The sequence below is a fragment of the Paraburkholderia sp. BL27I4N3 genome, assembly GCF_003386115.1.
Classification (GTDB): Bacteria; Pseudomonadota; Gammaproteobacteria; order Burkholderiales; family Burkholderiaceae; genus Paraburkholderia.
Genome location: NZ_QREJ01000001.1, coordinates 1,241,932 through 1,267,133 on the forward strand (window position 1 = coordinate 1,241,932; position 25,202 = coordinate 1,267,133).

Annotated in this window: 21 protein-coding genes and 4 pseudogenes; 19 read left to right on the forward strand and 6 right to left on the reverse strand. The window is 57.4% G+C overall.

The genetic code is table 11. The annotated features are described in order from the left end of the window. Positions 1–18: 18 nt before the first annotated feature. The 4 genes and pseudogenes from B0G71_RS05625 to B0G71_RS05640 all read right to left on the reverse strand — a co-directional run bounded on the left by B0G71_RS05625 (position 19) and on the right by B0G71_RS05640 (position 4,891). Positions 19–1,602, reverse strand: a complete 1,584-nt coding sequence (locus B0G71_RS05625; protein ID WP_116140280.1) for an NAD(P)/FAD-dependent oxidoreductase — start codon at positions 1,600–1,602, stop codon at positions 19–21. Positions 1,603–1,610: 8 nt separating this feature from the next. Next, a complete protein-coding gene (locus B0G71_RS05630) occupies positions 1,611–2,018 on the reverse strand; it encodes a RidA family protein (protein ID WP_116140282.1) in 408 nt (135 codons plus the stop codon). 637 nt (positions 2,019–2,655) lie between these two features. Then, a pseudogene (locus B0G71_RS05635) lies at positions 2,656–3,733 on the reverse strand (tartrate dehydrogenase). Between the two features lie 140 nt (positions 3,734–3,873). Continuing rightward, a pseudogene (locus B0G71_RS05640) lies at positions 3,874–4,891 on the reverse strand (MBL fold metallo-hydrolase). A 587-nt stretch (positions 4,892–5,478) separates the two neighbouring features. On the opposite strand from B0G71_RS05640, the gene B0G71_RS05645 reads away from it, so the two are divergent. The 16 genes and pseudogenes from B0G71_RS05645 (at position 5,479) to B0G71_RS05720 (ending at position 19,828) form a co-directional block, all read left to right on the forward strand. Beyond that, the gene (locus B0G71_RS05645; RefSeq protein ID WP_116148353.1) at positions 5,479–6,276 is read left to right on the forward strand and encodes an amino acid ABC transporter ATP-binding protein; all 798 of its coding nucleotides are present in this window, start codon (positions 5,479–5,481) and stop codon (positions 6,274–6,276) included. Next, entirely contained in the window at positions 6,276–6,929 is a 654-nt protein-coding gene (locus tag B0G71_RS05650) for an amino acid ABC transporter permease (protein ID WP_116140283.1), read from the forward strand. The genes B0G71_RS05645 and B0G71_RS05650 overlap by 1 nt, the downstream gene beginning before the upstream one ends. Then, the gene (locus tag B0G71_RS05655) at positions 6,926–7,582 is read left to right on the forward strand and encodes an amino acid ABC transporter permease (protein ID WP_116140285.1); all 657 of its coding nucleotides are present in this window, start codon (positions 6,926–6,928) and stop codon (positions 7,580–7,582) included. Before B0G71_RS05650 ends, B0G71_RS05655 begins: the two co-directional genes overlap by 4 nt. Before the next feature lie 65 nt (positions 7,583–7,647). Next, positions 7,648–8,487 carry an ABC transporter substrate-binding protein gene (locus B0G71_RS05660; RefSeq protein ID WP_116140287.1) on the forward strand — a complete coding sequence of 280 codons (840 nt, stop codon included), beginning with the start codon at positions 7,648–7,650 and terminating at the stop codon, positions 8,485–8,487. Positions 8,488–8,615: 128 nt separating this feature from the next. Continuing rightward, the gene (locus B0G71_RS05665) at positions 8,616–9,113 is read left to right on the forward strand and encodes a MaoC/PaaZ C-terminal domain-containing protein (protein ID WP_116140289.1); all 498 of its coding nucleotides are present in this window, start codon (positions 8,616–8,618) and stop codon (positions 9,111–9,113) included. Between the two features lie 29 nt (positions 9,114–9,142). Continuing rightward, complete coding sequence (locus B0G71_RS05670; protein ID WP_116140291.1) at positions 9,143–10,639, forward strand: class I adenylate-forming enzyme family protein; 1,497 nt, start codon at positions 9,143–9,145, stop codon at positions 10,637–10,639. A 349-nt stretch (positions 10,640–10,988) separates the two neighbouring features. Further along, positions 10,989–11,345 (forward strand): annotated as a pseudogene (locus B0G71_RS05675) (hypothetical protein); the annotation flags it as partial. 86 nt (positions 11,346–11,431) lie between these two features. Then, a complete protein-coding gene (locus B0G71_RS05680; protein WP_181916720.1) occupies positions 11,432–12,235 on the forward strand; it encodes an aspartate/glutamate racemase family protein in 804 nt (267 codons plus the stop codon). 231 nt (positions 12,236–12,466) lie between these two features. Then, the gene (locus tag B0G71_RS05685) at positions 12,467–12,901 is read left to right on the forward strand and encodes a thioesterase family protein (protein ID WP_116140295.1); all 435 of its coding nucleotides are present in this window, start codon (positions 12,467–12,469) and stop codon (positions 12,899–12,901) included. 46 nt (positions 12,902–12,947) lie between these two features. Beyond that, positions 12,948–13,610 (forward strand): TetR/AcrR family transcriptional regulator, encoded by a 663-nt coding sequence (locus tag B0G71_RS05690; RefSeq protein WP_116140297.1) that lies wholly within the window; start codon positions 12,948–12,950, stop codon positions 13,608–13,610. A 467-nt stretch (positions 13,611–14,077) separates the two neighbouring features. Further along, positions 14,078–14,872, forward strand: a complete 795-nt coding sequence (locus B0G71_RS05695; RefSeq protein ID WP_116140298.1) for an SDR family NAD(P)-dependent oxidoreductase — start codon at positions 14,078–14,080, stop codon at positions 14,870–14,872. Continuing rightward, entirely contained in the window at positions 14,873–16,054 is a 1,182-nt protein-coding gene (locus tag B0G71_RS05700) for an acyl-CoA dehydrogenase family protein (RefSeq protein ID WP_116140301.1), read from the forward strand. Then, positions 16,051–16,860: a polysaccharide deacetylase gene (locus tag B0G71_RS05705; RefSeq protein ID WP_116140303.1), complete on the forward strand. Its 810-nt coding sequence runs from the start codon at positions 16,051–16,053 to the stop codon at positions 16,858–16,860. The genes B0G71_RS05700 and B0G71_RS05705 overlap by 4 nt, the downstream gene beginning before the upstream one ends. 36 nt (positions 16,861–16,896) lie before the next feature. Continuing rightward, positions 16,897–17,415, forward strand: a complete 519-nt coding sequence (locus B0G71_RS05710; protein WP_258875492.1) for a MaoC/PaaZ C-terminal domain-containing protein — start codon at positions 16,897–16,899, stop codon at positions 17,413–17,415. A 29-nt stretch (positions 17,416–17,444) separates the two neighbouring features. Further along, positions 17,445–18,941, forward strand: a complete 1,497-nt coding sequence (locus B0G71_RS05715; RefSeq protein WP_116140307.1) for a class I adenylate-forming enzyme family protein — start codon at positions 17,445–17,447, stop codon at positions 18,939–18,941. Further along, positions 18,938–19,828: a nitrilase-related carbon-nitrogen hydrolase gene (locus B0G71_RS05720; protein ID WP_116140309.1), complete on the forward strand. Its 891-nt coding sequence runs from the start codon at positions 18,938–18,940 to the stop codon at positions 19,826–19,828. The genes B0G71_RS05715 and B0G71_RS05720 overlap by 4 nt, the downstream gene beginning before the upstream one ends. Before the next feature lie 336 nt (positions 19,829–20,164). Here the strand turns inward: B0G71_RS05720 and B0G71_RS05725 are convergent, their stop codons facing one another. After that, the gene (locus B0G71_RS05725) at positions 20,165–20,977 is read right to left on the reverse strand and encodes a citryl-CoA lyase (protein WP_116140311.1); all 813 of its coding nucleotides are present in this window, start codon (positions 20,975–20,977) and stop codon (positions 20,165–20,167) included. A gap of 312 nt (positions 20,978–21,289) precedes the next feature. Here B0G71_RS05725 and B0G71_RS05730 point away from each other — a divergent pair, with 312 nt between their 5' ends. Then, entirely contained in the window at positions 21,290–21,955 is a 666-nt protein-coding gene (locus B0G71_RS05730) for a TetR/AcrR family transcriptional regulator (RefSeq protein ID WP_258875493.1), read from the forward strand. A 338-nt stretch (positions 21,956–22,293) separates the two neighbouring features. Here the strand turns inward: B0G71_RS05730 and panD are convergent. Continuing rightward, positions 22,294–22,666 (reverse strand): annotated as a pseudogene (gene panD, locus B0G71_RS05735) (aspartate 1-decarboxylase). Between the two features lie 729 nt (positions 22,667–23,395). Here panD and B0G71_RS05740 point away from each other — a divergent pair. Both B0G71_RS05740 and B0G71_RS05745 read left to right on the forward strand, forming a co-directional pair. Beyond that, positions 23,396–24,145 (forward strand): electron transfer flavoprotein subunit beta/FixA family protein, encoded by a 750-nt coding sequence (locus tag B0G71_RS05740; protein ID WP_116140315.1) that lies wholly within the window; start codon positions 23,396–23,398, stop codon positions 24,143–24,145. Positions 24,146–24,158: 13 nt separating this feature from the next. Then, on the forward strand, positions 24,159–25,091 hold the full coding sequence (locus tag B0G71_RS05745) for an electron transfer flavoprotein subunit alpha/FixB family protein (protein WP_116140317.1): 933 nt from the start codon (positions 24,159–24,161) through the stop codon (positions 25,089–25,091). Positions 25,092–25,202 lie beyond the last annotated feature (111 nt).

Below are 25,202 nucleotides of genomic sequence, written 5' to 3' on the forward strand. Positions count from 1 at the left end.
CCGATAAAACAATGGGAACTAGCGCAAGTCGCTAAGCACGACTTTTGCCGCATTGTGACCCGGGACCCCTGTGACTCCGCCGCCGGGGTGGGTCGATGCGCCACATTGATAGAGTCCTGAAATCGGAGACCGGTAGTCCGCGTAATGGGCCATCGGCCGCCGGAAGAAGGTTTGATCGATAGTGAGTTCGCCTTGGTGAACATGTCCGCCGGGCAGGTTGAACATCGCTTCAATGTCGGGTGGCGCAAGCACTTGTTTGTGCAGAACATCGTTCCGGAAGCCTGATGCATACCGTTCGATTTGCGTCGCGATAATGTCGAAAAGTTTTTCATGAGCAGCTTCATCCCACGGTCCGCTCTTGAGCCGGTAGGGGACGTGGCCACCCATAATATTCATGGTGTGAAATCCCGGCGGAGCGACTGTCGCGTCGAACGCGCTAGGGGTCACTATCCACATGTACGGGCGCTCGCCCATCTCTCCCCGTTCGACCGCCTCGAAGTTGGATTGAAGCTCTTCCATGCTTTCTGCGAGTGTGATCGAACCAGGGCTAAAGTCCAGCCCGCGGCTGGCCATCGTTGTCCATTTTGGCAGGCTCTTCAGAGCGAGGTTGACCTTAAAAACGGATGAGTCGGTCCTGATGCGTTTCGCTGCATCATAAGCTGCCTCAGGAATGTCTTTTTGATCTACCAGTTGCGTGAACAGCAGTTTGGACGCCGCGTTACTGATAACTGCGCTCGCACTTACTGTTTCGCCGGTTGTTAGACGTACTCCTTTGGCTCTACCGTCTTCGACGATCACCTTGTCCACAGACACGTTGAGCCTTATCTGCACGCCGTGTTGCTCCGCAACTTTCGTCAGCGCTTTGGTGATACTGCCCATCCCACCCTGTACGAGGCCGCCGGGGCCGGCGGCCGTCGAGGAATCCCGGATAAATGGGCGCGCTAGCACATATGCAGTCCCGGGATTCTTGGGGCCAAAGAAGCTGCTGGCTCCAGAAACATATGATCCAAATGCGGCCAAGACTTCCGGGCTGACGAACCAACGGCGCAGGAAATCTTGCGCACTTAGCGTAAGCAGATCCCAGAGATCATAGAAGCGAGCACCGATAGACTTGAATCGCCAAGCGAACGCGAGTGCTTTTGCGACATCTTTGATTCGACCCGTGGTTGGGTCGACCGGAACCTCAAACAGTAGTTTCCGGAGGTGAACGACGAGACCTTCCATATGCTTGACGAAGCGCGGATAGGCTTGGGCATCTTCAGGCGAAAACTGGCGGATTTCGTCGCAGGTGCGCTGGATGTCATCCCAATAGACCAACAGCCGGCCATCGCGAAACGGCTGGATGCCGGGCGCGGTCGGGAGCACCTTGACGCCATGGGCGACGAGGTCGAGGTCAATCATGATCTTCGGTTGAAGCAGTGACATCCAGTAGGACGCCACCGAGAGGTGGAAGCCCGGCCAAAGCTCCTCCGTCACCGCTGCACCGCCGATGATGCCGCGGCGTTCAAGGACACACACTTTCTTGCCGGCTTTGGCGAGATAACTCGCGCAGACAAGTCCATTGTGACCGCCGCCGATAATCACTGCGTCGAAATCAGCCATTGTTTAAATCAGGAAATACGAGTCTTGGAAGGAAGAACGGCGAAACCATCGACTTCCACAAGCACTGCTTTGTCGTACAACTGCACCAGCGGGACCAGCGCGGCCGACGGTGGTGCGTCGTTGTTGATGAACTCAGCGCGAACCTTGCGGAGGATCGGGAGAAGCGACGGGTCAAACTCAGTCACATAGTGCGTCATACGTGCAACCGCTTCGAAACCGACGCCTGCAGCGTCGAGAGTGGCTCGGAGGTTTTCGTAGGTTGCGCGGAGCTGCGCCTCGAATCCGCCTTCGACGAGATTACCGTTTGCGTCGGTGCCAACATGACCACTCAAGATAAGGAGGTCGCCACCGGAGATCTGCATTGCCTGCGAGACGCCGGGGAAGGCACCGCCGGGGGCGTTGATGGGTGTAAGCATTTGTGTCACCTATTAGTCGGTTGGGAAAACCATTGGTTTTAAAAAACTGACCACATAGTATATAACGCTAATTTTTAGATACGCAAGGACCGCTTGGATGAGTTCACATGGTCGACGTCAGCAGGTCCTTCTTGAGATGCCGACCAAGTGGTCTTAAATATGTGCTTATTAGTCATTTTTTTGAGCGTTAAAAAAGGGCGCGCATGTGGTGCCCTGCTCTTGTCCTACCCGCAGATCACGTCGTCCGCCGAGACGCGGGCATCGCGATGGTGGCTTACACAAAGAAGGTGACGAAATGTCTTCGATAAGCCGATTCCAGACGGCGTCGCACCGGTGGCTTCCCGCGTCCCTGTCGAGGGGGAGCCAATCGTCGAAACAGAAGCCTTCGGTGGTGATGCAGAATCGAACCCGTTGATTCAGGGATTTGCCAAGACGGTGCTTAGTCCTCTTCGGGTCGTTGCCCAGACGTGCGAATGGGGTATTTCGAGCGTCGCGGGGAATCACGCGCCGAGCGTGGGACGGAACCGTTCGGCGCGGTGACCTAGGGCGTGGCGCTCGATCTGATCGCTGAGGGAATTAACTCGCTTTGGGGCAAATACGGGAACGAATCGATCTACGGTGGCAACCCCCTCGGAACTCAAGCGATGCGGGCGGCGATTGCCATTCCCATTTCGGTAGTGTCCGCGCGTCCGCCCAGGTCACCGGTACGCGGGCCACGGCGTAGCGTGTCCTCGATTGCAGCGACAATCGCATTCGCCGCTGCGTGCTCCGCGCCAACGCCGTTCCCGAGAAAATCGAGCATCATTGCGGCAGACCAGATCATGCCGATTGGGTTCGCGATGTTTTCCTCGCGATATCAGGCGCTGAACCATGCACTGGCTCAAAAAGCGACGGAAACGTTCGCTCAGGATTCAGGTTGCCAGAAGGTGCAAGGCCGATAGTGCCCGTGCAGGCCGGCCCCAAATCTGAAAGGATGTCGCCAAAGAGGTTCGTCGCGACCACGACATCGAACCGGTCGGGCGACAGAACGAAACGCGCAGACAGGATATCAATGTGCTGTTTGTCCCACTTCACGTCGGGATGCCGTGCCGCAGCTTCAGCAGCGCGCTCGTCCCACCATGGCGTGCTTACTGCGACGCCGTTGCTCTTGGTCGCAACAGTAATTTTCTTGGCACGACGCTGCGCCAACTCGAAGGCATAGTCGAGCACGCGCTCGCTGCCGCGCCGTGTGAAGATCGATTCCTGCAGGACGATTCGCGCTCAGTGCCTTCGAACATCACGCCACCGACCGAGGTGTATTCACCCTCGGTGTTCTCTCGCACGATCATGAAGTCGATGTCGCCGACCTTACGCCCTGCGAGGGGCGGGGGGACTCCCTCAAAGAGCCGCGCCGGCCGTAAGTTGCTGTATTGGTCGAACTCGCATCTGAACTTCAAAAGTGAGCCCCATAGCGAAATATGGTCGAGTACCTTGTCGGACCAACCCGCTGCTCCGAACAGTATGGCGTCACACTGCAGCAACTGCTCTTTCCAGTCGTCCGGCATCATTTTCCCGTGCTCAGGGTAGTAGTCGCAGCTGGCCCACTTTTTCTTCTGGTACTCCAGATCGAGCCAGAACCTTGCCGCGGCGACATCAAGCGCCCGGAGTGCTTCGGGCATGACTTCTACACCGATTCCATCGCCCGGGATGACGGCGATGCGATACTTTCTGGACATGCCTTCACCTGTATGGGTTCGTTCAAAACTTTCTGCTGAACAAAATGGAGTTCTTAGACCCAAGCGGGCTGGCCTCTGGGTGTCGGCCTCGCGACTGTGTATAGAGGCCTCAATGAATTCAGTTATGTCTGAGAAGAGGATCATTTTTTCAGGCCGAAGCGGAAACTGCCATCGGCTTCAATGACGCGAGAGCGTTTCGCCATGCCAAAGCAGGTGCAGATGCGCGAGTGCCTCACCCATTGCGAAGGTCATCTGATGAGCATCGAGCTAGCGTCGGAATAGCACCGGCAAAAGGTCCGCGGCGCTACACGTCTTGCTGGCGCAAGCCGAAAGCACTTCGGCTAGTCTTGCCGTGTGACGGGAGTACCATCGTGTCGGGTGCCATCGACTCGTACTGTGCAAGCGAGTCAAGATATGACGCGAGCGGGTTACCCTCCGGCTCCGTGTCGTGGACCGAGACATTCGTCGAAATGCGAGAGAGAACCATGTCGCCCGGTATGAGAAGCCGGCTGTTCTCGCGATAAAGCGCGCAATGTTCAGGAGAGTGCCCATACCCTGTCACCACCTGCCATTGCCGCTCCCCGATCGAGACCACGTCGTCGTCCTGTATCCGCCGATAGCGCGCCGGGATGTCTGGAACCAACTTGGCGTAGTAATTGGTGCGTCCACGAACCTGTTCGATCAAGTTTGAATCGCTCAGGCCATTTAGCTGGAATTGCTGCGCCGCGTCGTGGGCGTCGGCATTTGAACCCATACCATTGGCCACGACACGACCTGACATGTATTCGCCCAGTGACACCCAGAGTCGGGCATCCCATCGCTTTCGATCTCCACCCGTGGCCAGCCATTGAGCCAAGCCGAGACGGTCGGGGTGGCAATGGGTCACAAGGATGCGACGGATCGGAAGACCGCCCAAGTGTCCGTCGAACAGCGCCTCCCACCGTGATTTTGTCTCGATTGAGGCGACTCCACAATCAATCACCGTCCAGCCAGATACCCCGTTCGCACTGTCTCGCAGCAGCCATAAGTTGATATGGTCAAGTGCAAACGGCAAGGGCATGCGCACCCAAAACACGCTGTGCGCGACTTCCACAGCGTCCCTGCCGCCGGTACTGCGTCGCCAAATGGGTATTCGAGCTGATGTTCAAACGCGTTTATGTTGAACCTGGGTTCGTAAGTGAGCGACCCCTGACTCACTGAGCAGTGTCACCTGGGAAAACGGAATTAAAGACTGATTGGTGTTGTTTTTAGTCCGTCGGGTCAGTATGCCTGTTAACCCGGGTAATGCCAAGGCATCGACGTGGTCGCGACATTGGTTCAATGAGCAGTTGAGGGCGTGCCGCGTCATTGTTGGGCTCGTCGTTGGGGATCATTCCACACCGACTGAGTTCGGTGTAGTTCGATGCGAGGAGGTCAGGGCTAGGGTATTTCCTGGTCTGCGATGTAGTAACCGGTCGCTGCGGCTGCATCGCCCTTGCCGGCTTGGTCCTAAGGCGCGGGAGCATTGTCGAGCGTTAGACGGATGGCCTTGTTGCCCCTAAAAATAATTTTGACGCGGGTATGAATTCATGCATACTGACCCGATGGTCGAATTTTAAGGTTTATGAGTATCTAAACCCGATGACCCGGGCACGATAACCGGCCGGTATGTACACGGCGACTGAAGATGCGACTGAGCGCCTTTCTATCTGCGCGCGTCGACCGAGGCCAGGCTTCACGAATCATCTTGATAGCAAGCGATGAATATGACTGATCTTTCGGTGGTGGGTATGAAACGACCAACTACGGCCGCAACGGTGCCGTTGATGCGTCTAGATGGCGTCAAGAAGGCATTTGGCGCTCACCAGGTACTTGACGGTGTCAATCTGCAGATGGCTGCCGGCGAAGTGCTAGCTATCATTGGACCCAGCGGTTCCGGGAAGAGCACGTTGTTGCGATGTATCAACCAGCTTGAACCGCCGACGGAAGGCAGTGTCTCGGTGGATGGCGTGACCATCACAGCTGGCAAGAAACCGTCGATGGCCGAACTGAACCATTTCCGCCGGTCTCTCGGAATGGTATTTCAATCATTCAATCTATTCCCGCATCTAAGCGTCCTGCAAAACGTTAGCCTGGCTCAACAGCGTGTGTTGGGTCGAAGCAAGAAGGAGGCAGACGCCCGCTCGATGCAGTTGCTTGAGCGGGTCGGCCTCGCAAATAAGGCTAGCCAATATCCGGCGCGGTGTTCCGGTGGTCAGCAGCAAAGAATCGCAATCTCACGGGCGCTGGCGCTTGATCCGAAAATCATGCTGTTTGATGAGCCCACATCGGCACTGGATCCCGAAGTGGGACTAGAAGTTCTCGCAGTCATGCGCGAACTTGCAGACGATGGTATGACTATGGTCGTGGTGACGCACGAAATGCGTTTCGCCGAGAATGTTTCAGACCGCGTTATCGTGATGGCGGATGGAGTGATTCTCGAAGAAGGGCGGAGCGGCGAAGTAATGAACAGTCCGCGTAACGATCGGGTTCGCAAGTTCCTCTCTGCAGTGAGGGATCGATAATGTTCGACCTACTCCAATTAATAGCGCGTGCGCTCGTCGGGGCGATTCCGTGGACGATCGCACTGACGGTTTTATCGTTTTTTGGAGGCGCGATTCTTGCTATTCCGCTCTGTGCGATGCGTGTTTCGCACGTGAGGTTGTTGAACACGGTTGCCTTGTCGATTATTTTGACGCTGCGTTCCATTCCGCCGATCGTGTGGCTTTTCTTCATGTTCTTCGGCATTGGAAGTGGCCTGCTGCATCTCAGTCCCTTTGTCTCTGCAGTGCTAGGGCTTGCGCTCATCACCGCGGGAAACGTCGCCGAGATCTATCGGGGAGCGCTCAAGGCAGTACCTGCCGGGCAGTTCGAAGCAGCGAAGGTTCTCGGACTCTCGTCATTACGACAATACTCCGACGTACTCGGACCACAGATTTTCAGGGTCGCACTACCATCGTCGGCTACATACGCTATCGGCCTTCTGAAGGACACTGCTGTCGCGTCGACGATCGGCGTGCCGGAACTGGCCTCTGCGGCTTACCACGTTTCGATGGACACGTTCAAAGGCATTGAGGTCTATGCAACGGCTGGCGTAATGTACTTCTTCATAAGCATCTTTATGGCGTGGAGTACCCGCGCGTTGGACAAGCGGCTTCGTTTGAGGATTGCACGATGAGCGAAATTCTGAATCTATGGGCGCAGTGGCTGCCGAGCCTCCTTGGTGGACTGAAGATCAGTGTGGAAGTGACTATCGCATGCCTGGTATTGGGCATTCCTCTTGGGTTGCTGCTCGCGGTATGTGTGGGCTCGCCATCCAGGGTTCTCCGGACAGTTGCGGTGGTATTCATTGAAATTGGGCGTGGGGCGCCGGCTCTAATCCTGCTGCAGTTTCTCTATTTTGGATTGCCGACGACCGGACTTACCTTATCTTCCTTCGCTTCGTCAGTGTTGGCACTTGCATTGAATGCCGGCGCCTATACCAGTGAGATCATGCGCGCAGGTCTGCTTTCGGTTCCATTTGGACAACGCGAGGCAGCGTTTGCAATCGGTCTTAGCCCGAGAGACAGCTTCCGACTCATCGTCTTGCCGCAGGGATTGCGAGTTGCGATTCCGCCATTGCTTGGCTATGCGCTGCTCATCTTGCAGGCGACGTCGCTTTGCTTCACCGTCGCCCTGCCTGAACTGGTGAGCCGCGCGAACGATATTGGATCCAGCACTTTTAGGTACATGCCGGTGCTCGTTCTTACGGGCTTGCTGTATGCGTGTATCTGCGTGCCTTCGACGCTGATGATCGGCCGAATGGAGCGGCACTTTTCCCGCCACGAATAGCGACACAACGGTTCTGAATTTATCGAAGTTAAACCACGGTGATTCATCGGAGAGAGGAGCAAAAAATGAAGTATTCAGCTTTGAAAATTTCGTACGCGGCCTTAGTGTTATCGGGAGTCCTAACGGCGCAATCGGTATTTGCGGCAGGCTGTACACCTGCTCACAAGTTTGACACCGTGGCGCCCGGAACCCTGACCGTATCGACGATTTCCTATCCTCCGTTCGATAACGTGCAGGACGAGAAATTCGTAGGCGTTGACGCGGAAATCTTGAAGCGCTTCGCGGAAAATGAATGCCTGACGGTCAAGGCGGCCGTTGCGGACGACGCTGCTTCACTTCAATACGTGGTGTCCGGGCGAGCCGATATCTCATCTGCTTCGTGGTATCGAACCGAGAAGCGCGCTCAAGTCATGGGCGTCTCGGATCCGCTATATCTCGAATTGATGGGCATCTATACAAAAGAAGGGACAAAGAAGCTGAACGATTTGCAGGGAAAGACTATTGGCACTGTTCAGGGTTACCTCTGGGTGCCGGAGCTTCAGGCGATCTTTGGCGACAAGCTTAAACTGTATCCGAACCCCGTGGCGATGGCGCAGGACCTCCAGACTGGCCGTATCGACGCTGCGGTGGACACCTATACGGCTGGTATCGAGGCCCAAAAGAAGGGCGGCTTTAAGGGGTTCAAGATTACCGTTGCAGATCCTGATGACCGCGTCCGTTCGTCGGTGAAGCCTGCGCAAACAGGTTTTCTCTATAACAAGAGCAACGCGGCGCTGGGCGCCGCGCTGAACGCGACGATCGACGAGATGCAGAAGAACGGCGAGATTGCGAAGATCTTGAAATCGTATGGTCTGAATCCGGACGCCTCGAAAGTGGGCGACCCGCGCTACGCTGACGCGAAGTAATCGTCGCATTGCCCGAGCGAAGCTGGTTAGCACCCATGCGTCGCTCAGGCGTCGCCCGGCGCGGTGCGGGTGGTGGAGTTTGGCATGGGTAGCGCGAGACGTCGACCTCTTTTAAACAGGATACGAGAATGAGCACAAATACTTCTTCGCAGCTTGGAATTGGTCAGAATGCGAAGTATTACGAGGATCTGGAAGTTGGTACGCAGTGGGAGTCACCGCGGCGCACGATTACGGAAGCCGACATTGTGATGTTCACGGCGGTGACGGGTGACCACAATCCGGTGCATACGGATGAGGAGTTTGCGAAGACGACGGTCTTTGGCGGGCGCATCCTGCACGGTCCGGCAGCGTTTGCAATCGCGACGGGTCTGGAGAGCCGGCTCGGCATCAAGGAAGGCACCGCAGTTGCGTTCCTGGGCATGACGTGGGACATGCGCGGTCCGGTGAAGATCGGTGACACGATCCATGTGCGCGAACAGGTGGCCTCCAAGCGTGAGACGAAGAAACCGGGTACGGGCATCGTGAATTTCTATGTGGCGATCGTCAACCAGCGCGGCGAGGTGGTGCAGGAAGGCGAGTGGAAGGTGATGATGCACCGCAAGCCGGTAGCGGCTGCGGCGCATTGAGCGGCGCGCGTTCAACGGGAAACGTTTGTATGGTGAACACGGACATCGAGGCACACGCACAGCGCGACGGCGGACAAGTGGCGCTACGCACGGCAACGGGTGCCCTGAGCTACGCGGATCTGGTGCATGAAATTGACCGCACGGTGGCGCGGCTGAAGATGCTGGGTTTCGACGGTCGTCGTCCGGTTGCGGTGTTGTGCGAGAACCGGGCCGAAATCATGCTGTTCTATTACGCGATTGCGCGGCTCGGCGGCACGTTTGTGCCAGTGAATGCGAGTCTGAGCGCGGCGGAGGTGGCCTACCTTCTCGAGCACGCTGAGGCGGTCGTTCTGGTGTATGACGAGCGCATGCAGGATATCGCGGCGGCGGCGCTGGCCGCAGGCGGGACGACGCCGGGGATGACACTGGACGCGTTCATGGGGACCGACGCGCCTGCATGTGAAGTCACACCGGTCAACGGCCCGTTGGACCCGTTCCTGATGGTTTATACCTCTGGCTCGACAGGCAAGCCGAAGGGCGTGGCGATGTCGCAGGTCCATGAGGTGGCCGGTAACGCATCGCTTATCGAGATGTGGGGGATGGGTCCGCAGGACGTGAACGTGGTCGCGCTGCCGATGGGCTACCACTACGGGCTGACGACGGCGACGGGGGCGACGCTGCAGTCGGGCGGTCAGGCGGTGCTGCTGCGCCGGTTCCATCCGCGCGAAGTGCTGGAGGCTCTGGTGCAGCACCGGGCGACGGTGTTTCAAGGCGTGCCGACCATGTTCGCAATGATGCTCGAGTATGCCGAGCAGAACAGTCTGGAGATCGACCTGTCGTTCATGCGGCTGCTGATCTCGGCGGGCGCGCCGCTGTCGACGGAGTTGCATGAGCGGTTCGAGAAGCGGTTTGCTCGGCGCATTGACGACTATTACGCGCTCACGGAAACGCGGCCTATCTTTGGTCGTTACTGGAACGATCCGGCGCCGGTGCCGGCCCGGGCAATCGGCAAGGTGGCGCCGGGCGCGGTGGTGAAGATTGTCGATCCGGAAGGGCGCGACGTGCCCGATGGCGTGGAGGGGGAATACTACGTGCGCGGCCCGTCGGCAACGCTGGGATACCTGAAAAACGAGGCGCAGACGCGTGAGCTGTTTCACGACGGCCTGATTCGTACAGGAGACTTGGGGCATCGCGACAGCGAAGGGTTTTATTACATCACCGGACGGAGCAAGGACCTGATCATCCGGGGTGGGGCGAATATCGCGCCGGCCGAGGTCGAGCAGGTGCTGGCCGGACATGAGTCGGTGCAAAACGTGGCGGTCATCGGGGTGCCGGACGAGAAGTTCGGGCAACTGGTGGCAGCGTACGTGGTGCCGCGCAGTGGCACGCTGCCGGCGGACGAGGAACTGAAGGCCTGGTGTCAGGGCAAGCTTGCGGACTTCAAGATCCCGGCATATATCGTGCCGGCGACCGCATTGCCATTGGGCAACACGGGCAAGGTAGACAGGAAAGCGCTTCTCGCGCACTGGATGGAGGGACGCGCCTAAAGGCGACCACACCACGCGCAAGAGGACACGAGGCGACCCTCCTGGCTAGCAGCGTAGCAACGTTCCTTTCGCTGGTGCGCTTCGTCACACGTTTCGCGCTGGTGAAAACAAAGTAGTTTGTTTGCGGCCGATTGATTGTCTCGGTTTTCAGTGTTGTTGTGCATGGTCGTCAGGTCCTGCGCGGGCGATTCGTACCCGTGAAAACAGAAAATAAATTCTTGGAGATTACGCAAGATGAGGCTCGTAAGCACGGTTGTCGCTGCCGTTGCATTGGCGATTGCATCAAGCGGTCCCGCTTTCGCGGGTGGCGACGGCTTGATCAAGTGGAAGCGGGGAGAAGGTTGTTCTCGTTCGCACCGGAATGAATCGCTACTGGGGAGAAAGCGGCCACGATCGTAAAGTCTTGGAAGACCGCAACTATGCGGGCCTCGGCATGGCCGCGGCAAAGTGGCTCATCGCGGACCAAGGGGCGATGGTTATCGGTGGCGATACAACCGGTGTGGAGGTTTATCCACCCAAGAAGCCTGGTAGCAGCGATCCGATGCACGTCTATGCACTGATTGAACAGGGTGTCCACATCATCGAAATGATGAACCTGGAATCACTCTCGACAAACAAGGTTTACGAGTTCACATTTATGCCGAGCACGAACGACATTCGCGGGTCGATTGGCGGGTTCGATCTTCGCCCAATTGCGGTCCAGTAAATTGGTTACGCATGAAGCGTCGGCGATCGTCAATCTCAGATCGCCGGCAGTCAGCAAGTCTTGCATGAAATTGGAAGGAGCAGGCAATGGCACGAAAGATCAATTTTATCAATCCGTTTGGCACCTTTGCCTATGACGAGATCATTCACAACACGCTTTCTCACTATGCATCCGAGGGTACGGAGTTGGTGATTACGCACCTCGAGGGCGCGACGGCAGATCCCGACTACTTCTATCCGAAGCATATGATGGAGATGCAATTGTTCGAGGCGATCCAGCGTTCGCAGGAGGACGGATACGATGCAGTAATTTCTGGCTGCTGTTATGACCCAGGCGTGCGTGTGGGGCGGGAGTTGGTGGACATTCCTGTGATAGGGCCAATGGAAGCTTCACTGCAGATGGCTCCTTACTTCGGCCGGTCGGTGGCAATTGTGACAGACCACCTGAAGGCTTGCGAGTACATGCGCGACTATGCGAAGGTGACGGGACTCGACGGCAACATCCGCGGCTTCGAAGTTATCAACTGGTTCATCCGCGACATGATTAAGGACGCGGATGCGGTTGGGCGGGACGTGATAGAAGTTGCAAAGCGGACTGTCGAGAAGACAGGAGCGGAAGCGATCATTCTGAACTGCACCATCATCGCCGCCTGCTACCAGACCTATTTGATCAACGGTGGCGCACCGGCCGACGTCCCAGTTATCAATCCGAACTTGATGGCGCTGAAGGTCGCCGAACCGCTTGCGGACCTGCGAAAGGCGAATGCGTACCAGATTTCGCGTGTAGGTTATTACCAGCAGCCGAAGGATGCGCATTACAGGTCGGTCACTGAGAAGACCCGCAAGACGTGGGTCGAAGTGCAGTCCGTGCTTCAGAAGACCTTCGGTTGACCCGAGAAGACGCGTCTCGACAGAAGAGTCGACGAGCTTGCCGATCGTATACCCTGCTTCGACATCTCCCGATTGAGGGCGAGCCGAAGTGGGGCACACGCGATCTGGCGACCCATACACCGCCTCAGGCTGAATTCTGTTCGCAATTGTAATTTGACTTGCGGGTCAAAAAATCGGACAATTCAACCTGTTCCATAGTGGTGTGAATTCTAGTTACGGAATTGAACCTCCATGCAAACTTACCGGGGTGTGGTCTATCCTGCACAGTCGGACGCAATGGGCCATATGACTGTTCAGTACTACGTTGCCGCGTTCGATCAGGCGATGTGGCATCTCGTTGAGTCGATCGGCTACGATCCGGAGTGGCGACATAGCCGAAACGAAGGATGGGCGGACGTTCGCTATGAAATTGATTTTCGCGGCGAATTAAAGGTAGGGGATCTGTTTCGCGTCGAGAGCGACGTGACAAAGGTTGGCAACAGCTCGTTGAAGTCGCACCATCGTCTCTTTGGGCCGGGTCACAAGCTCGCCGCCGAGGTGCACATGACCTCGGTGTATTTTCATTTGCTTGACCGGCGCAGTATCCCGATTCCGGACAGCGTCAGCGCGGGCGCGCGTCAGCTTTTGGAAGAACTCGCGCAAGTGGACGAACGCAGCGGCCCGTGACAACCGATGTCCTGCCGCTTCGGCATCACGTTGCAAGGAACCGAATATGACCAACGAACGCCGTCAGGAACTCAAGGCACGAAAGCAGGCGTATGTGCAGGACGAGATATTGCTATCCGCTGTAAGCTTGTTTGCCCGTCGGGGCTTCAGGGCGGTAACAATCGACGATATCGCATCGAATCTCGGTTATACAAAATCGGTTGTCTACTATTATTTTCGCAGCAAAAGCGAGATCCTTTGGCAGATTTTCGCGCGCAATTACGATGATTATTTTCGGATGATCTCGTCGGTCACGGAGTTGGGCTTGGGCCCTAAGGAAACACTTTCGGAACTGATCATTCAGCACGCCCAGCACGTGATGGAACGTTCCGAGTGGAACGCGATCTACTACAGAGACGAAAGCGAGCTCGACGAAAAGCAGCGTAAGCAGATGGCAATGCGCAAGCGCGAGTATGACGCGAAGCTTGAACTGCTCTACGTAGACGGCGTCGAAAAGGGCGTCTTCAAGGATATTCCCCCGGGCGTTGCCGTTCGTGCAATTCTCGGCATGTGCAACTCGCTCTATACGTGGTTCAAGTCCGACGGTGCGTTACCTGCGCCAATAATCGCGCAGCACTACGTAACGATGTTGATGGACGGCTTTGCGTCGCCCGCCGTGCCGGGCAGGGCTGCGATCACGAGACCTTCCACGAAACTAGCGAGCGCTTGACGTTCCTGCCGTACCTGACTGGGTAACCTCTGTATTTTCTCTGAATGCGCTCCTGCTTAATTCTCCCGCGCGTTCATCCAGCGACGTGAAATCTGGCCGTGTGTGACCACTCCGACGAGTGGGCAGCGGCGTCACCCTTATAAAGCCACCACGGCTGGCTGCCTATTCTCCCTGCCACTTTTAAGGTATTGCGCATGCGTGCCCGACGCGTCGCCGAGGTGTCGTATAAGCACGGGGGGCACGTCTTGAGCCGGTCGCTATCCATCCGTCTGCTAGGGCCTTGGGCTAGGGTGCCCGCGATCTGCGGCACGGGCCAAATGATTTTGACTTTCAAGCGGATTGGTGCATACTGACCGCTGGGTCGAATTTTTCTGTCGAGTGGTCTTTATCAGGGCGAACTAGTCCGCAGTCTTCCGAATGCGCAAGCGCGCGAGGAAGACGGATATGAATTCTAGGAGGCGCAATCTATGTTTGATCTTTCCGGACGTGTTGCTGTGATTACTGGAGGCGAGACTGGAATTGGTCTCGCCATTTCACGCACTCTCGCCAAGTCGGGCGCGAAGGTGGTCATTGGCGGAATCCTCGTCGAAGAAGGCGAACGCGCGGCCAGTGAAATTAAGGCGGAAGGCGGCGACGTGTATTTTGTTAAGACAGATGTGCGAATCGAAGCTGAAGTAGAGCGTTTGGTTGCCGAGGCAGTAAGCCGGTTCGGCAAACTGGACATCATGATTAACAACGCTGGTGTATTTGACGGCTTCGCAAGTTGCCTTGAAACAACGACGGCGTTGTGGGATCAAATCATCGACATCAATCTGAAGGGCTGTTTCTTCGGATGCAAGGCAGCGTTGAAACAATTGCTGTCTCAAGGTTCAGGCGGGAGGATTATCAATACCTCGTCGGTTGGCGGTCTGCGCGGTGCGGCGGATGGCGCATCGTACACCGCTGCGAAGTTTGGGGTAGTTGGGCTGACGCGGCAGATTGCGTGCGACTACTCCGAACAGGGCATTACCGTGAATGCGATTTGTCCCGGGTCGATCCAGACAGACGTGCGGAAGAATTCGGGGACGATCCTCGGCGCGGACACGGTCCCGATGAATCGCGGCGTTGGCGCAGATCCCGAAGCATGGAAGCGCACCATTCCGGCCCGCCGGCGAGGCCTTCCGCAAGAGGTTGCGGACGTAGCAGTATTTTTGGCATCGGACGCCGCTAGCTATATGTCTGGGCAGGCGATCGCAATTGACGGTGGATGGACGGCAACGTAAATGAGCACATTCGAATTTTCTGACGAAGAGAAGCAGATTGTCGAAGCAGTTCGGCGATTTGTTTCCAAAGAGGTGCGTCCTCAGGTAGCGAAACTCGAGCGCGAGCAGACTTTTCCGACCGAATTGCTGGCTGGCATAACTGAGCTCGGCCTGTTCGGTCTGGCGGTCCCGGAGCAGTACGGCGGTCTTCAGTTGCGAGTACCCGTGTTCGCTGCCGTAATGGAAGTGCTGGCCGCAGGCTGGACGACGCTTGCTGCTTACATAAATAGTCACGCGACTGTTGCTTACGTGATCGCCACGCACGGCACCGAAGAACAGAAGAGCAAGTACCTTCCGACCATGGCGTTGGGCGAAGACCGGGGGGCGCTCTGCCTGACCGAACCGGGTGCCGGATCCGACCTCCAGTCGATCACAACGGTCGGTACACTCGATGGCGACAACTATCGTATCCGGGGCGACAAGATTTTTGTCACCAACGGCGAGAAGGCTACGGTGCTGCTGACGCTGACCCGGACGGGCAAGGACGAGAAGACCGGCAAACCTCGTCTCAGCCTGTTCCTCGTTGAGAAGAAAGCGCCGGGCGTGTCGGTGGGTAGCACTTTTCACAAGATGGGCTTTGGTCTCGTCGATACCGTTGAGATCCGACTGGAAGACGCACAGGTCTCGGCGGCGTCATTGGTTGGGCTCGCAGAAGGCGCAGGGCTGCGGCAGCTGCTGGACGGCTTGGAGATCGGCCGTATCGCTATTGCATCAAGTGCGGTCGGGCTTGCGGCCAACGCGCTTGACGAAGCAACACGCTACGCAAGCGAGCGAAAGGCTTTCGGGGTCGCCATCGATCGCCATCAAGCGGTGCAGCTGCGCCTGGCTGAAATGGCGACGAAGCTTGTGGCAGCGCGCCTTCTCACCGCTGAGGCCGCACGGAAGAAGGAAGCGGGAGAGCGCGCCGACATGCTTTCAGCGATGGCCAAGCTGTATGCGAGCGAAGCATGTGTTGAGATCGCACAAGATGCGCTGCGCGTGCACGGTGGCTATGGCTACATCAACGAATTCGCGATCGAGCGGATCTATCGCGAGGCGCCGCTGTATCTGGTTGGCGAAGGTACAAACGACATCAACAAGTTGGTGATCGCGCGTCGCATGCTGGAAGGCGGCGAAGCCGACACATTGGGGCTCCCGTCATGACAACCGTTTGCCTTACGTTCGACTTCGACGCGTTGTCCATCTGGCTGAGCACTTTCAAACAAACCAGCCCCACGCCTCTATCGCGTGGCGAGTACGGTGCGCGCGTTGGAATGCCGCGAATTCTCGCGATGCTCGATCGTTGCGGCGTAAAGGCGACATTTTTTACGCCGGCGCACACCGCACGTACCTTTCCAGGGGCAGTGAAGGCGCTGGTTGAAAGCGGGCACGAAGTTGGTCTGCACGGGTTGGTTCACGAGTCGCCCGTCGGTCTGGAGCTCGAGGAAGAGCGGTCGCTGCTGGCCAGGAGCATCAAGGTGCTCGAAGAGATCGCCGGGAAGCGACCTGTGGGTTACCGGTCACCTGCCTGGGACCTGAGCGACAACACCATCAATTTGCTTGAAGAGTTCGACCTTCGGTATGACAGCAGTCTGATGGCCTCGGACTTCCACCCTTTTCGCGCGCGCAAAGGCGATGCGATGGGCGAGGAGCGGTTTGCCTTTGGCACTGAAAGCTCGATCCTCGAGTTTCCTGTGGCATGGGAACTGGACGACTTTCCGTACTTCCAGTTTATGTCGCGCCCGGTTTTCCAAGGCCTCCGACTGACGGATGACGTTTATTCGCTATGGGCGGCGGAGTTCGACTGCGCTCATGAGGAAGACGGATTATTTACGTTGACTTGTCACCCGGAAATTATCGGACGGGGTCCGCGGGTCAAGATGCTGGAAAAACTGATCAGGCACATGCAGTCTCAGGGCGGGGTCACTTTCTCGACCATGGCAGAGGCCGCAGAGGCAGCCGAGGTTTGATGTGACGGTTCGCGGGGTACGCCGCGCAGTCAATAAATGAAAGGGAATTTTATGTCGGTTGGGGCTCAGACTAGCACGCAGCTTGGAATTGGTCAGAATGCGAAGTATTACGAGGATCTGGAAGTTGGTACGCAGTGGGAGTCACCGCGGCGCACGATTACGGAAGCCGACATTGTGATGTTCACGGCGGTGACGGGTGACCACAATCCGGTGCATACGGATGAGGAGTTTGCGAAGACGACGGTCTTTGGCGGGCGCATCCTGCACGGTCCGGCAGCGTTTGCAATCGCGACGGGTCTGGAGAGCCGGCTCGGCATCAAGGAAGGCACCGCAGTTGCGTTCCTGGGCATGACGTGGGACATGCGCGGTCCGGTGAAGATCGGTGACACGATCCATGTGCGCGAACAGGTGGCCTCCAAGCGTGAGACGAAGAAACCGGGTACGGGCATCGTGAATTTCTATGTGGCGATCGTCAACCAGCGCGGCGAGGTGGTGCAGGAAGGCGAGTGGAAGGTGATGATGCACCGCAAGCCGGTAGCGGCTGCGGCGCATTGAGCGGCGCGCGTTCAACGGGAAACGTTTGTATGGTGAACACGGACATCGAGGCACACGCACAGCGCGACGGCGGACAAGTGGCGCTACGCACGGCAACGGGTGCCCTGAGCTACGCGGATCTGGTGCATGAAATTGACCGCACGGTGGCGCGGCTGAAGATGCTGGGTTTCGACGGTCGTCGTCCGGTTGCGGTGTTGTGCGAGAACCGGGCCGAAATCATGCTGTTCTATTACGCGATTGCGCGGCTCGGCGGCACGTTTGTGCCAGTGAATGCGAGTCTGAGCGCGGCGGAGGTGGCCTACCTTCTCGAGCACGCTGAGGCGGTCGTTCTGGTGTATGACGAGCGCATGCAGGATATCGCGGCGGCGGCGCTGGCCGCAGGCGGGACGACGCCGGGGATGACACTGGACGCGTTCATGGGGACCGACGCGCCTGCATGTGAAGTCACACCGGTCAACGGCCCGTTGGACCCGTTCCTGATGGTTTATACCTCTGGCTCGACAGGCAAGCCGAAGGGCGTGGCGATGTCGCAGGTCCATGAGGTGGCCGGTAACGCATCGCTTATCGAGATGTGGGGGATGGGTCCGCAGGACGTGAACGTGGTCGCGCTGCCGATGGGCTACCACTACGGGCTGACGACGGCGACGGGGGCGACGCTGCAGTCGGGCGGTCAGGCGGTGCTGCTGCGCCGGTTCCATCCGCGCGAAGTGCTGGAGGCTCTGGTGCAGCACCGGGCGACGGTGTTTCAAGGCGTGCCGACCATGTTCGCAATGATGCTCGAGTATGCCGAGCAGAACAGTCTGGAGATCGACCTGTCGTTCATGCGGCTGCTGATCTCGGCGGGCGCGCCGCTGTCGACGGAGTTGCATGAGCGGTTCGAGAAGCGGTTTGCTCGGCGCATTGACGACTATTACGCGCTCACGGAAACGCGGCCTATCTTTGGTCGTTACTGGAACGATCCGGCGCCGGTGCCGGCCCGGGCAATCGGCAAGGTGGCGCCGGGCGCGGTGGTGAAGATTGTCGATCCGGAAGGGCGCGACGTGCCCGATGGCGTGGAGGGGGAATACTACGTGCGCGGCCCGTCGGCAACGCTGGGATACCTGAAAAACGAGGCGCAGACGCGTGAGCTGTTTCACGACGGCCTGATTCGTACAGGAGACTTGGGGCATCGCGACAGCGAAGGGTTTTATTACATCACCGGACGGAGCAAGGACCTGATCATCCGGGGTGGGGCGAATATCGCGCCGGCCGAGGTCGAGCAGGTGCTGGCCGGACATGAGTCGGTGCAAAACGTGGCGGTCATCGGGGTGCCGGACGAGAAGTTCGGGCAACTGGTGGCAGCGTACGTGGTGCCGCGCAGTGGCACGCTGCCGGCGGACGAGGAACTGAAGGCCTGGTGTCAGGGCAAGCTTGCGGACTTCAAGATCCCGGCATATATCGTGCCGGCGACCGCATTGCCATTGGGCAACACGGGCAAGGTAGACAGGAAAGCGCTTCTCGCGCACTGGATGGAGAGTAAAAAGTGACTTCCGAACTGAAGGTTTCGATTGCATCTTTTGGTACCCGTCGTTACCCAACGCTAGCTGCGTTCGGCAAGCACGTCGGCGGCTTGGCGTCCGAAGCGAGAGCAGCAGGTAGCACAGTGCTGTTGTTGCCTGAACTGACCTGTATCGGGTTGCTGTGGATCGATCCCGAGGCGGCGCAAATTGACAATAAGGCCGTAGCATCCTTTTATCGCCGCGTGCTGACGCCCATGCTTGGTGACTACTGTCGCATCTTGTCGGAGATAGCGGCACGCGAGCAGGTTGCGATTGTCGGGGCTTCGTTTTGGCACGAAGAGGAAGGTATCGGCCGCAACAGTGCTTTCGTCTTCCGGCCGGACGGCGCCACGCTGCGCCAGGACAAGATGCATATGACACGCGCCGAAAGGGCTATCGCGACCGAGGGCGGCCATGACATCATGACTTTCGACCTTGATGGCGTAACGTGCGGCCTCTTTGTCTGCTATGACGTCCAGTATCCCGAGGTGACGCAATATCTCGTTCGAAAGGGCGTCGAAGTGCTTTTCGTTCCTTCGCTGACGGACGCCCGGGGCACCTGGCGTGTTTGGCATAGTGCGCACGCACGGGCGCTGGAGAATCAACTGTACGTGTGTGTATCCACGCTCGTCGGCCCGCTCGAAATTCCCGTTGACTATCAGACAACGGCCAGTGGGCGAGCTTTCGTGGCTTGCCCAATCGACAACCGCTTCAAGATCGAGGACGGCACCTACGCGGTGGGCAAGGAAGGAGAGGACCTGTTGTCGAGTACCCTTAACCTTGAGACCCTCAGGGTTTCGCGTGAGCGCGCCGAAGTCCGTCAAATCAGGGATCGGCGCCCGGCGCTTTACGAGTCATTTGCAGCTAAAGGCTAGGCGAAAAGCCTCTTCCAGACGCGTCAGCCGATGATACGGAACAGGCAAGGCATTTGCCGGGCCTGTTCCGTTTAAGATGATCGAGGGGTTTTGGTTTCTTGTCGAACGTCGCGACGACGAGCCAACAAAATATTCGCCGCTGCACTGGGCGCCATTGTAGAAGTTCATGCAGCTGCCTCGCCCGTCCTCCCAGGCGTCCATTGAAGTTAGTTGTGTAGGTTTGATGCTAATCGATTGAGACGACGTTGGCGGGGGCGACCACAGGTCGGGCTGGTCAATGACTCGACCACCCAAGTCAACTTCGGTCGGGATCGTCGAGCGCTCAGAACCGCCTATTTACCAGCCCAGCGCCTTCAGGTCTGCATCAAGATCGTGTCGCGTCGTGTTGTACGATACGTCGTGGTCGGGGACGGTGCGAATACGTGTCTTGCTCTTCAGTTCTTCCGAGACGTGTGCGACGACACCGGGCATTGTTGAAATCAGCGCAAGACCAGTCATTTCGTCGGGAGAAAACTCCATCTGCGAGAGAATAGCTGCCAACATACCCACTTCGTTGATCACGAGGTCAGGCTTGTTCGCCTGTTTGATGAATGATGCATGGATCGCTTCATACCAGTCGCATATTTCACCCCATACTTCGTTTGCCTGCGCAATATCTTTCAGCTTCTGCGCGCGTGGATCGGTAAACCGAAAGTTCGGGTGGCCGAAGCCGGGCACACGCTGACCATGCGAACGTAGCGTGCTCACGAGTCTATCCGCTGCCGATTCGATCGAGTCGTTGCTCTTCTTGAAGTCCGCGTAGGTAGCGACGATAAAAGCGCCTCCAGAGTCCGGCGCAAGGGTGTACTCACCGGCAGAAAGCATTGCGGTAGCGAGGCCTGCGACCATTGACGGGTTGCCCGACACGCAGTACCGCGCCGCGATCGTTCCCGGTTTCTTCAACGAATAGTCAAGGACCGAGCAAAGAACAGCTTCCATCATCTTTGACTCGCCGGGTGACGGCAGTCTGCCGCGGATTAGGAGGAAGGCCGACGAAGCGAACGACAGTTCGCCAATGATGTGTCCCAGGTCGTATCCCCGGATGAAAACACTCGCTTCCTCAACATCGCTGACAGACGTTTGCCAATACTTTTTCTGTTCGGTTGACATTTCCAGCTTCCAGTTAGATTTCAATGTATATGGCGAAATCCGCCACAGTGGTCAAAACTGCGTAGTTTTAAAAATGTACCGCTAAGCATGTTTTTTGTCCAGAGAGTCTAAAATTGAGCAAGCAGCAGGATGGCACCTTAGAACGCCCTAAAAATTCGACTAAGTTGACTTGGTGGTCAAAAAAAAAGACAATTTAGCGATACATGGGGCGGAGTGATCTGCTGTGCCGAAACGTGTCCACTTAAATGCGTTATCGCGGACGATGCGGTCGCGAAGCCGAAGCTTGAACAAAATCAACTTATGGAGCCTAAGATGAAGCTGGACCGACGCGAGGAACTGAAGGCAAAGAAGCAGGCCTACGTACAGGATGAGATTTTGGCGTCGGCGGTCACTCTGTTCGCAGCCCGCGGGTTTCGAGCCGTCACCATTGACGACATCGCCTCTAACCTCGGCTACACGAAGTCTGTCGTTTATTACTATTTCCGCAGCAAGAGCGAAATCCTCTGGCAGGTTTTTTCCCGCAACTACGACACATATTTTGAAAGTATCACTGCAATCTCACAAGCAGAGTTGGAGCCCATCGACGCGCTCGCGCGGATCATCCGCGCCCACGCGATCAACGTGATGGAGCGCCACGAGTGGACCGCTATCTACCATCGGGACGAAAGCGAGCTGACCGAGAAGCAGAAAAAGTTAATACTCGGGCGAAAGCGGGAATACGACGCGGCAATAGAACGCGTGTATCAGGCTGGCGTGGACACAGGCGCAATCAGGGATGACATTCCGACTGCCGTCGCTGTTCGGGCGATTCTGGGTTGTTGCAACTGGCTCTACACATGGTACAAGCAGGATGGGCCGCTGTCGCCTCAGGCGATTGCCGACCACTATGTTTCGTTGCTGATGGAGGGTTACGCATTGCCTTCTAAACTACAAAAAGCAGCCAGATCCAAGCCCTCTGCAAAGACGGCAAACGCGTGATCCGCACTGGTTAGGCGTCGCGCACCCTCTATGTCGCGCTCGGTTTAGGCGGCTCACCTCGGACCTGACAGATTCGACACTTTTAATACCTCGTGTGGGTCAACGGGTCTGAAGACCGGATAGCACTGATGTGTCCCAAAGGGAGGCCTTCGAGAAGGTTACCGTTTGCCAAGCGGGTTCTGATATCGGTCCCCGCTACTCATGCACCTGACTTGAGCAGCCCGTATCCGGCGTCGGTGGAACCCGCCGGTATCACGGGCGAGATGGTCGACCCGATTGATTTGGTGGACGCGTGTTAGCGCTATCTTTGCCCGTCAATCAATGAGAATCCGCTTGGCTCACGACCGCGCCTGTGCAGGCACACGTTCGCGTACCTTCGAAACATCATTCTCTTCGCTGACGAAGACAATTTTGGGCTCCAAGCCGGCGCGCCTCGTCCTCGCTTACCAAACCGAAGGCCGCAATAATGACTAGGTCATCTATCTGCGTTCGCCGTGCAGGCGAGCCATTCAGCGAAACTATCCCACCGCCGCGCTCGCCCTTAACAGCGTAGGTTGAAAATCGCTCGCCGTTCTTGATGTTGCAGATATCAATGCGTTCGTTTTCGAATATGCCGGCAGCATCAAGAAGATCTTCGTCAATCGCGCAAGACCCCTCATAGTGCAGCTCGCAGTGGGTGAACACAGCGCGGTGAATTTTCCCCTTCAGCATGTTCGATAGCGCTCCGCGTCCTTGATTGATTGGCTCGTATCTAGTGAAGGGCAGGAGTTGAGCTTTACGTCGCAGCTTAGCTCGCGCCGACTACAGGGCGTACCGTTGTAGTTTCGAAATCGCGGGACTCGCCGTCGATGACGGTTACCTTCTGACTCGCCACTCGTGGGTGATGCCTTGTAGCCGGTGAGCTGCTTGCTGTTCTGGTCAATGTGCCTCGATCTACGAGGCATCCTGCCCGTGAGAATGCTGCACGAGCATACTTAGTGGATGGTATTTGAGACCAGAAGGTCAGTGTGCACGGGAAAGCCGGGAAGTCAAAATTCTTTTCGGGACGAAAAATCGTGCGACGTGCTCTTTGTTGATACCTGTCATTCAATCACTACTTGCGCTCAACGCGCGGTGGACGCTTGCCCCGTGGCGTGGGCAGACCAGGATGAGCGTATGTGTCTGTCGGCGGTTGAGGTGGGCCTTGCATCTGTCAATTTTGTGAATATATACTAGACAGTCTGTTTTGTTGAACCAGAAGTATGTTGCAGCGCTGGCATGTGGAAGCATTGCTTTCACGACGACCCTTCTTTCACACAGAAAGGCGAGAGCTAGATTCGCCGCTTTGACGGCTGAGCTGCGTACGGCCGGTCGATGGTCGCCAGTGTCTGAGGGTTGGCAGCAGAAGGATGTGGCGTCACCGTCGCTTTGTGAAATCTTGAGAAGCAAACAGGGTCGGATATGAAATTATTGGTGCCAGTTAAACGAGTTGTAGATTACAACGTGAAGGTGCGCGTCAAGTCCGATTTCACCGGCGTCGACATCGCGAACGTGAAGATGTCGATGAACCCGTTCGATGAAATTGCGGTGGAAGAAGCCGTACGTCTGCTTGAAGCGGGCATGGCGACGGAGGTGATCGCCGTCTCGGCCGGGGTGACGCAGGCGCAGGAAACGCTGCGCACGGCGCTCGCTATCGGTGCGGATCGCGCGATCCTGATTGAGTCGTCCGAGGAGTTGCAGCCGCTGGCGGTCGCCAAGCTGCTGAAGGCGCTGGTGGATAAGGAGCAGCCGCAACTGATCATTCTCGGCAAGCAGGCCATCGACGACGATTCCAACCAGACGGGTCAGATGCTGGCCGCGTTGGCCGGTTTGCCACAAGCGACGTTCGCTTCGAAAGTGGTTGTTGCTGACGGCAAGGCGACCGTTTCGCGCGAAGTGGACGGCGGTGCTGAAACGCTTTCCCTCAACTTGCCCGCTGTCATTACGACCGATCTTCGCCTGAACGAGCCGCGCTACGTGACGCTGCCGAACATCATGAAGGCGAAGAAGAAGCCGCTGGAAACGATCAAGCCGGAAGACCTCGGTGTTGACGTGACGCCGCGCCTGAAGACGCTGAAAGTCGTTGAGCCGCCGAAGCGCTCCGCCGGTGTGAAGGTGCCGGATGTGAAGACGCTGGTCGAGAAACTGAAGACCGAAGCCAAGGTGCTGTGAGGAGACGGACGAAATGACGAATCTGGTTATTGCTGAACACGACAACGCGTCGATCAAGGCCGCGATGCTGAACACGATTGCAGCCGCGCAGAAAATTGGTGGCGATATTCACGTGCTGGTCGCAGGGCATAACGCGCAAGCCGTAGCGGACGCCGCAGCGAAGATTGCAGGTGTTTCGAAGGTGCTGCTGGCCGACGTACCGCAACTCGCTGCGGGGCTCGCGGAAAACGTCGAGGCGACGGTGCTGAACATTGCGAAGGACTACACGCACATCCTCGCGCCGGCGACCGCTTACGGCAAGAACATCGCGCCGCGTATCGCCGCGAAGCTCGACGTCGCGCAGATCAGCGACATCACCGCCGTGGACAGCGCCGACACGTTCGAGCGTCCGATCTACGCCGGTAACGCCATCGCAACGGTTCAGTCCCAAGATCCGATCAAGGTCATCACGGTGCGCACGACCGGTTTCGACGCCGTCGCAGCCGACGGCGGCAGCGCATCGGTCGAGAAGATCGAAGCCGCGGCAGACTCCGGCATCTCGCAGTTCGTGAGCCGTGAAGTGACGAAGCTGGACCGTCCGGAGCTGACTTCGGCGAAGATCATCGTCTCGGGCGGCCGCGGTCTGGGCAACGGCGAGAACTACACCAAGGTGCTGGAGCCGCTGGCGGACAAGCTGAACGCGGCACTGGGCGCATCGCGCGCGGCTGTGGATGCGGGCTTCGTGCCGAACGACTATCAGGTCGGCCAGACGGGCAAGATCGTCGCACCGCAACTGTACGTGGCGGTCGGCATCTCGGGCGCGATCCAGCATCTGGCGGGCATGAAGGATTCGAAGGTGATCGTGGCGATCAACAAGGACCCGGAAGCGCCGATTTTCAGCGTCGCTGATTACGGGCTCGTCGAGGATTTGTTCGTGGCGATTCCGGACCTTGTCAATACGCTGTAACTGGCGGCACTCCGCGGTCACTGATTGCCGTTGTTTGGTCTAAAACATTTCCCTGTCGCCGTCGCATTTCAGTCGTATCTGAGCGATGCATTTCGCTGGGATATCGGCAGC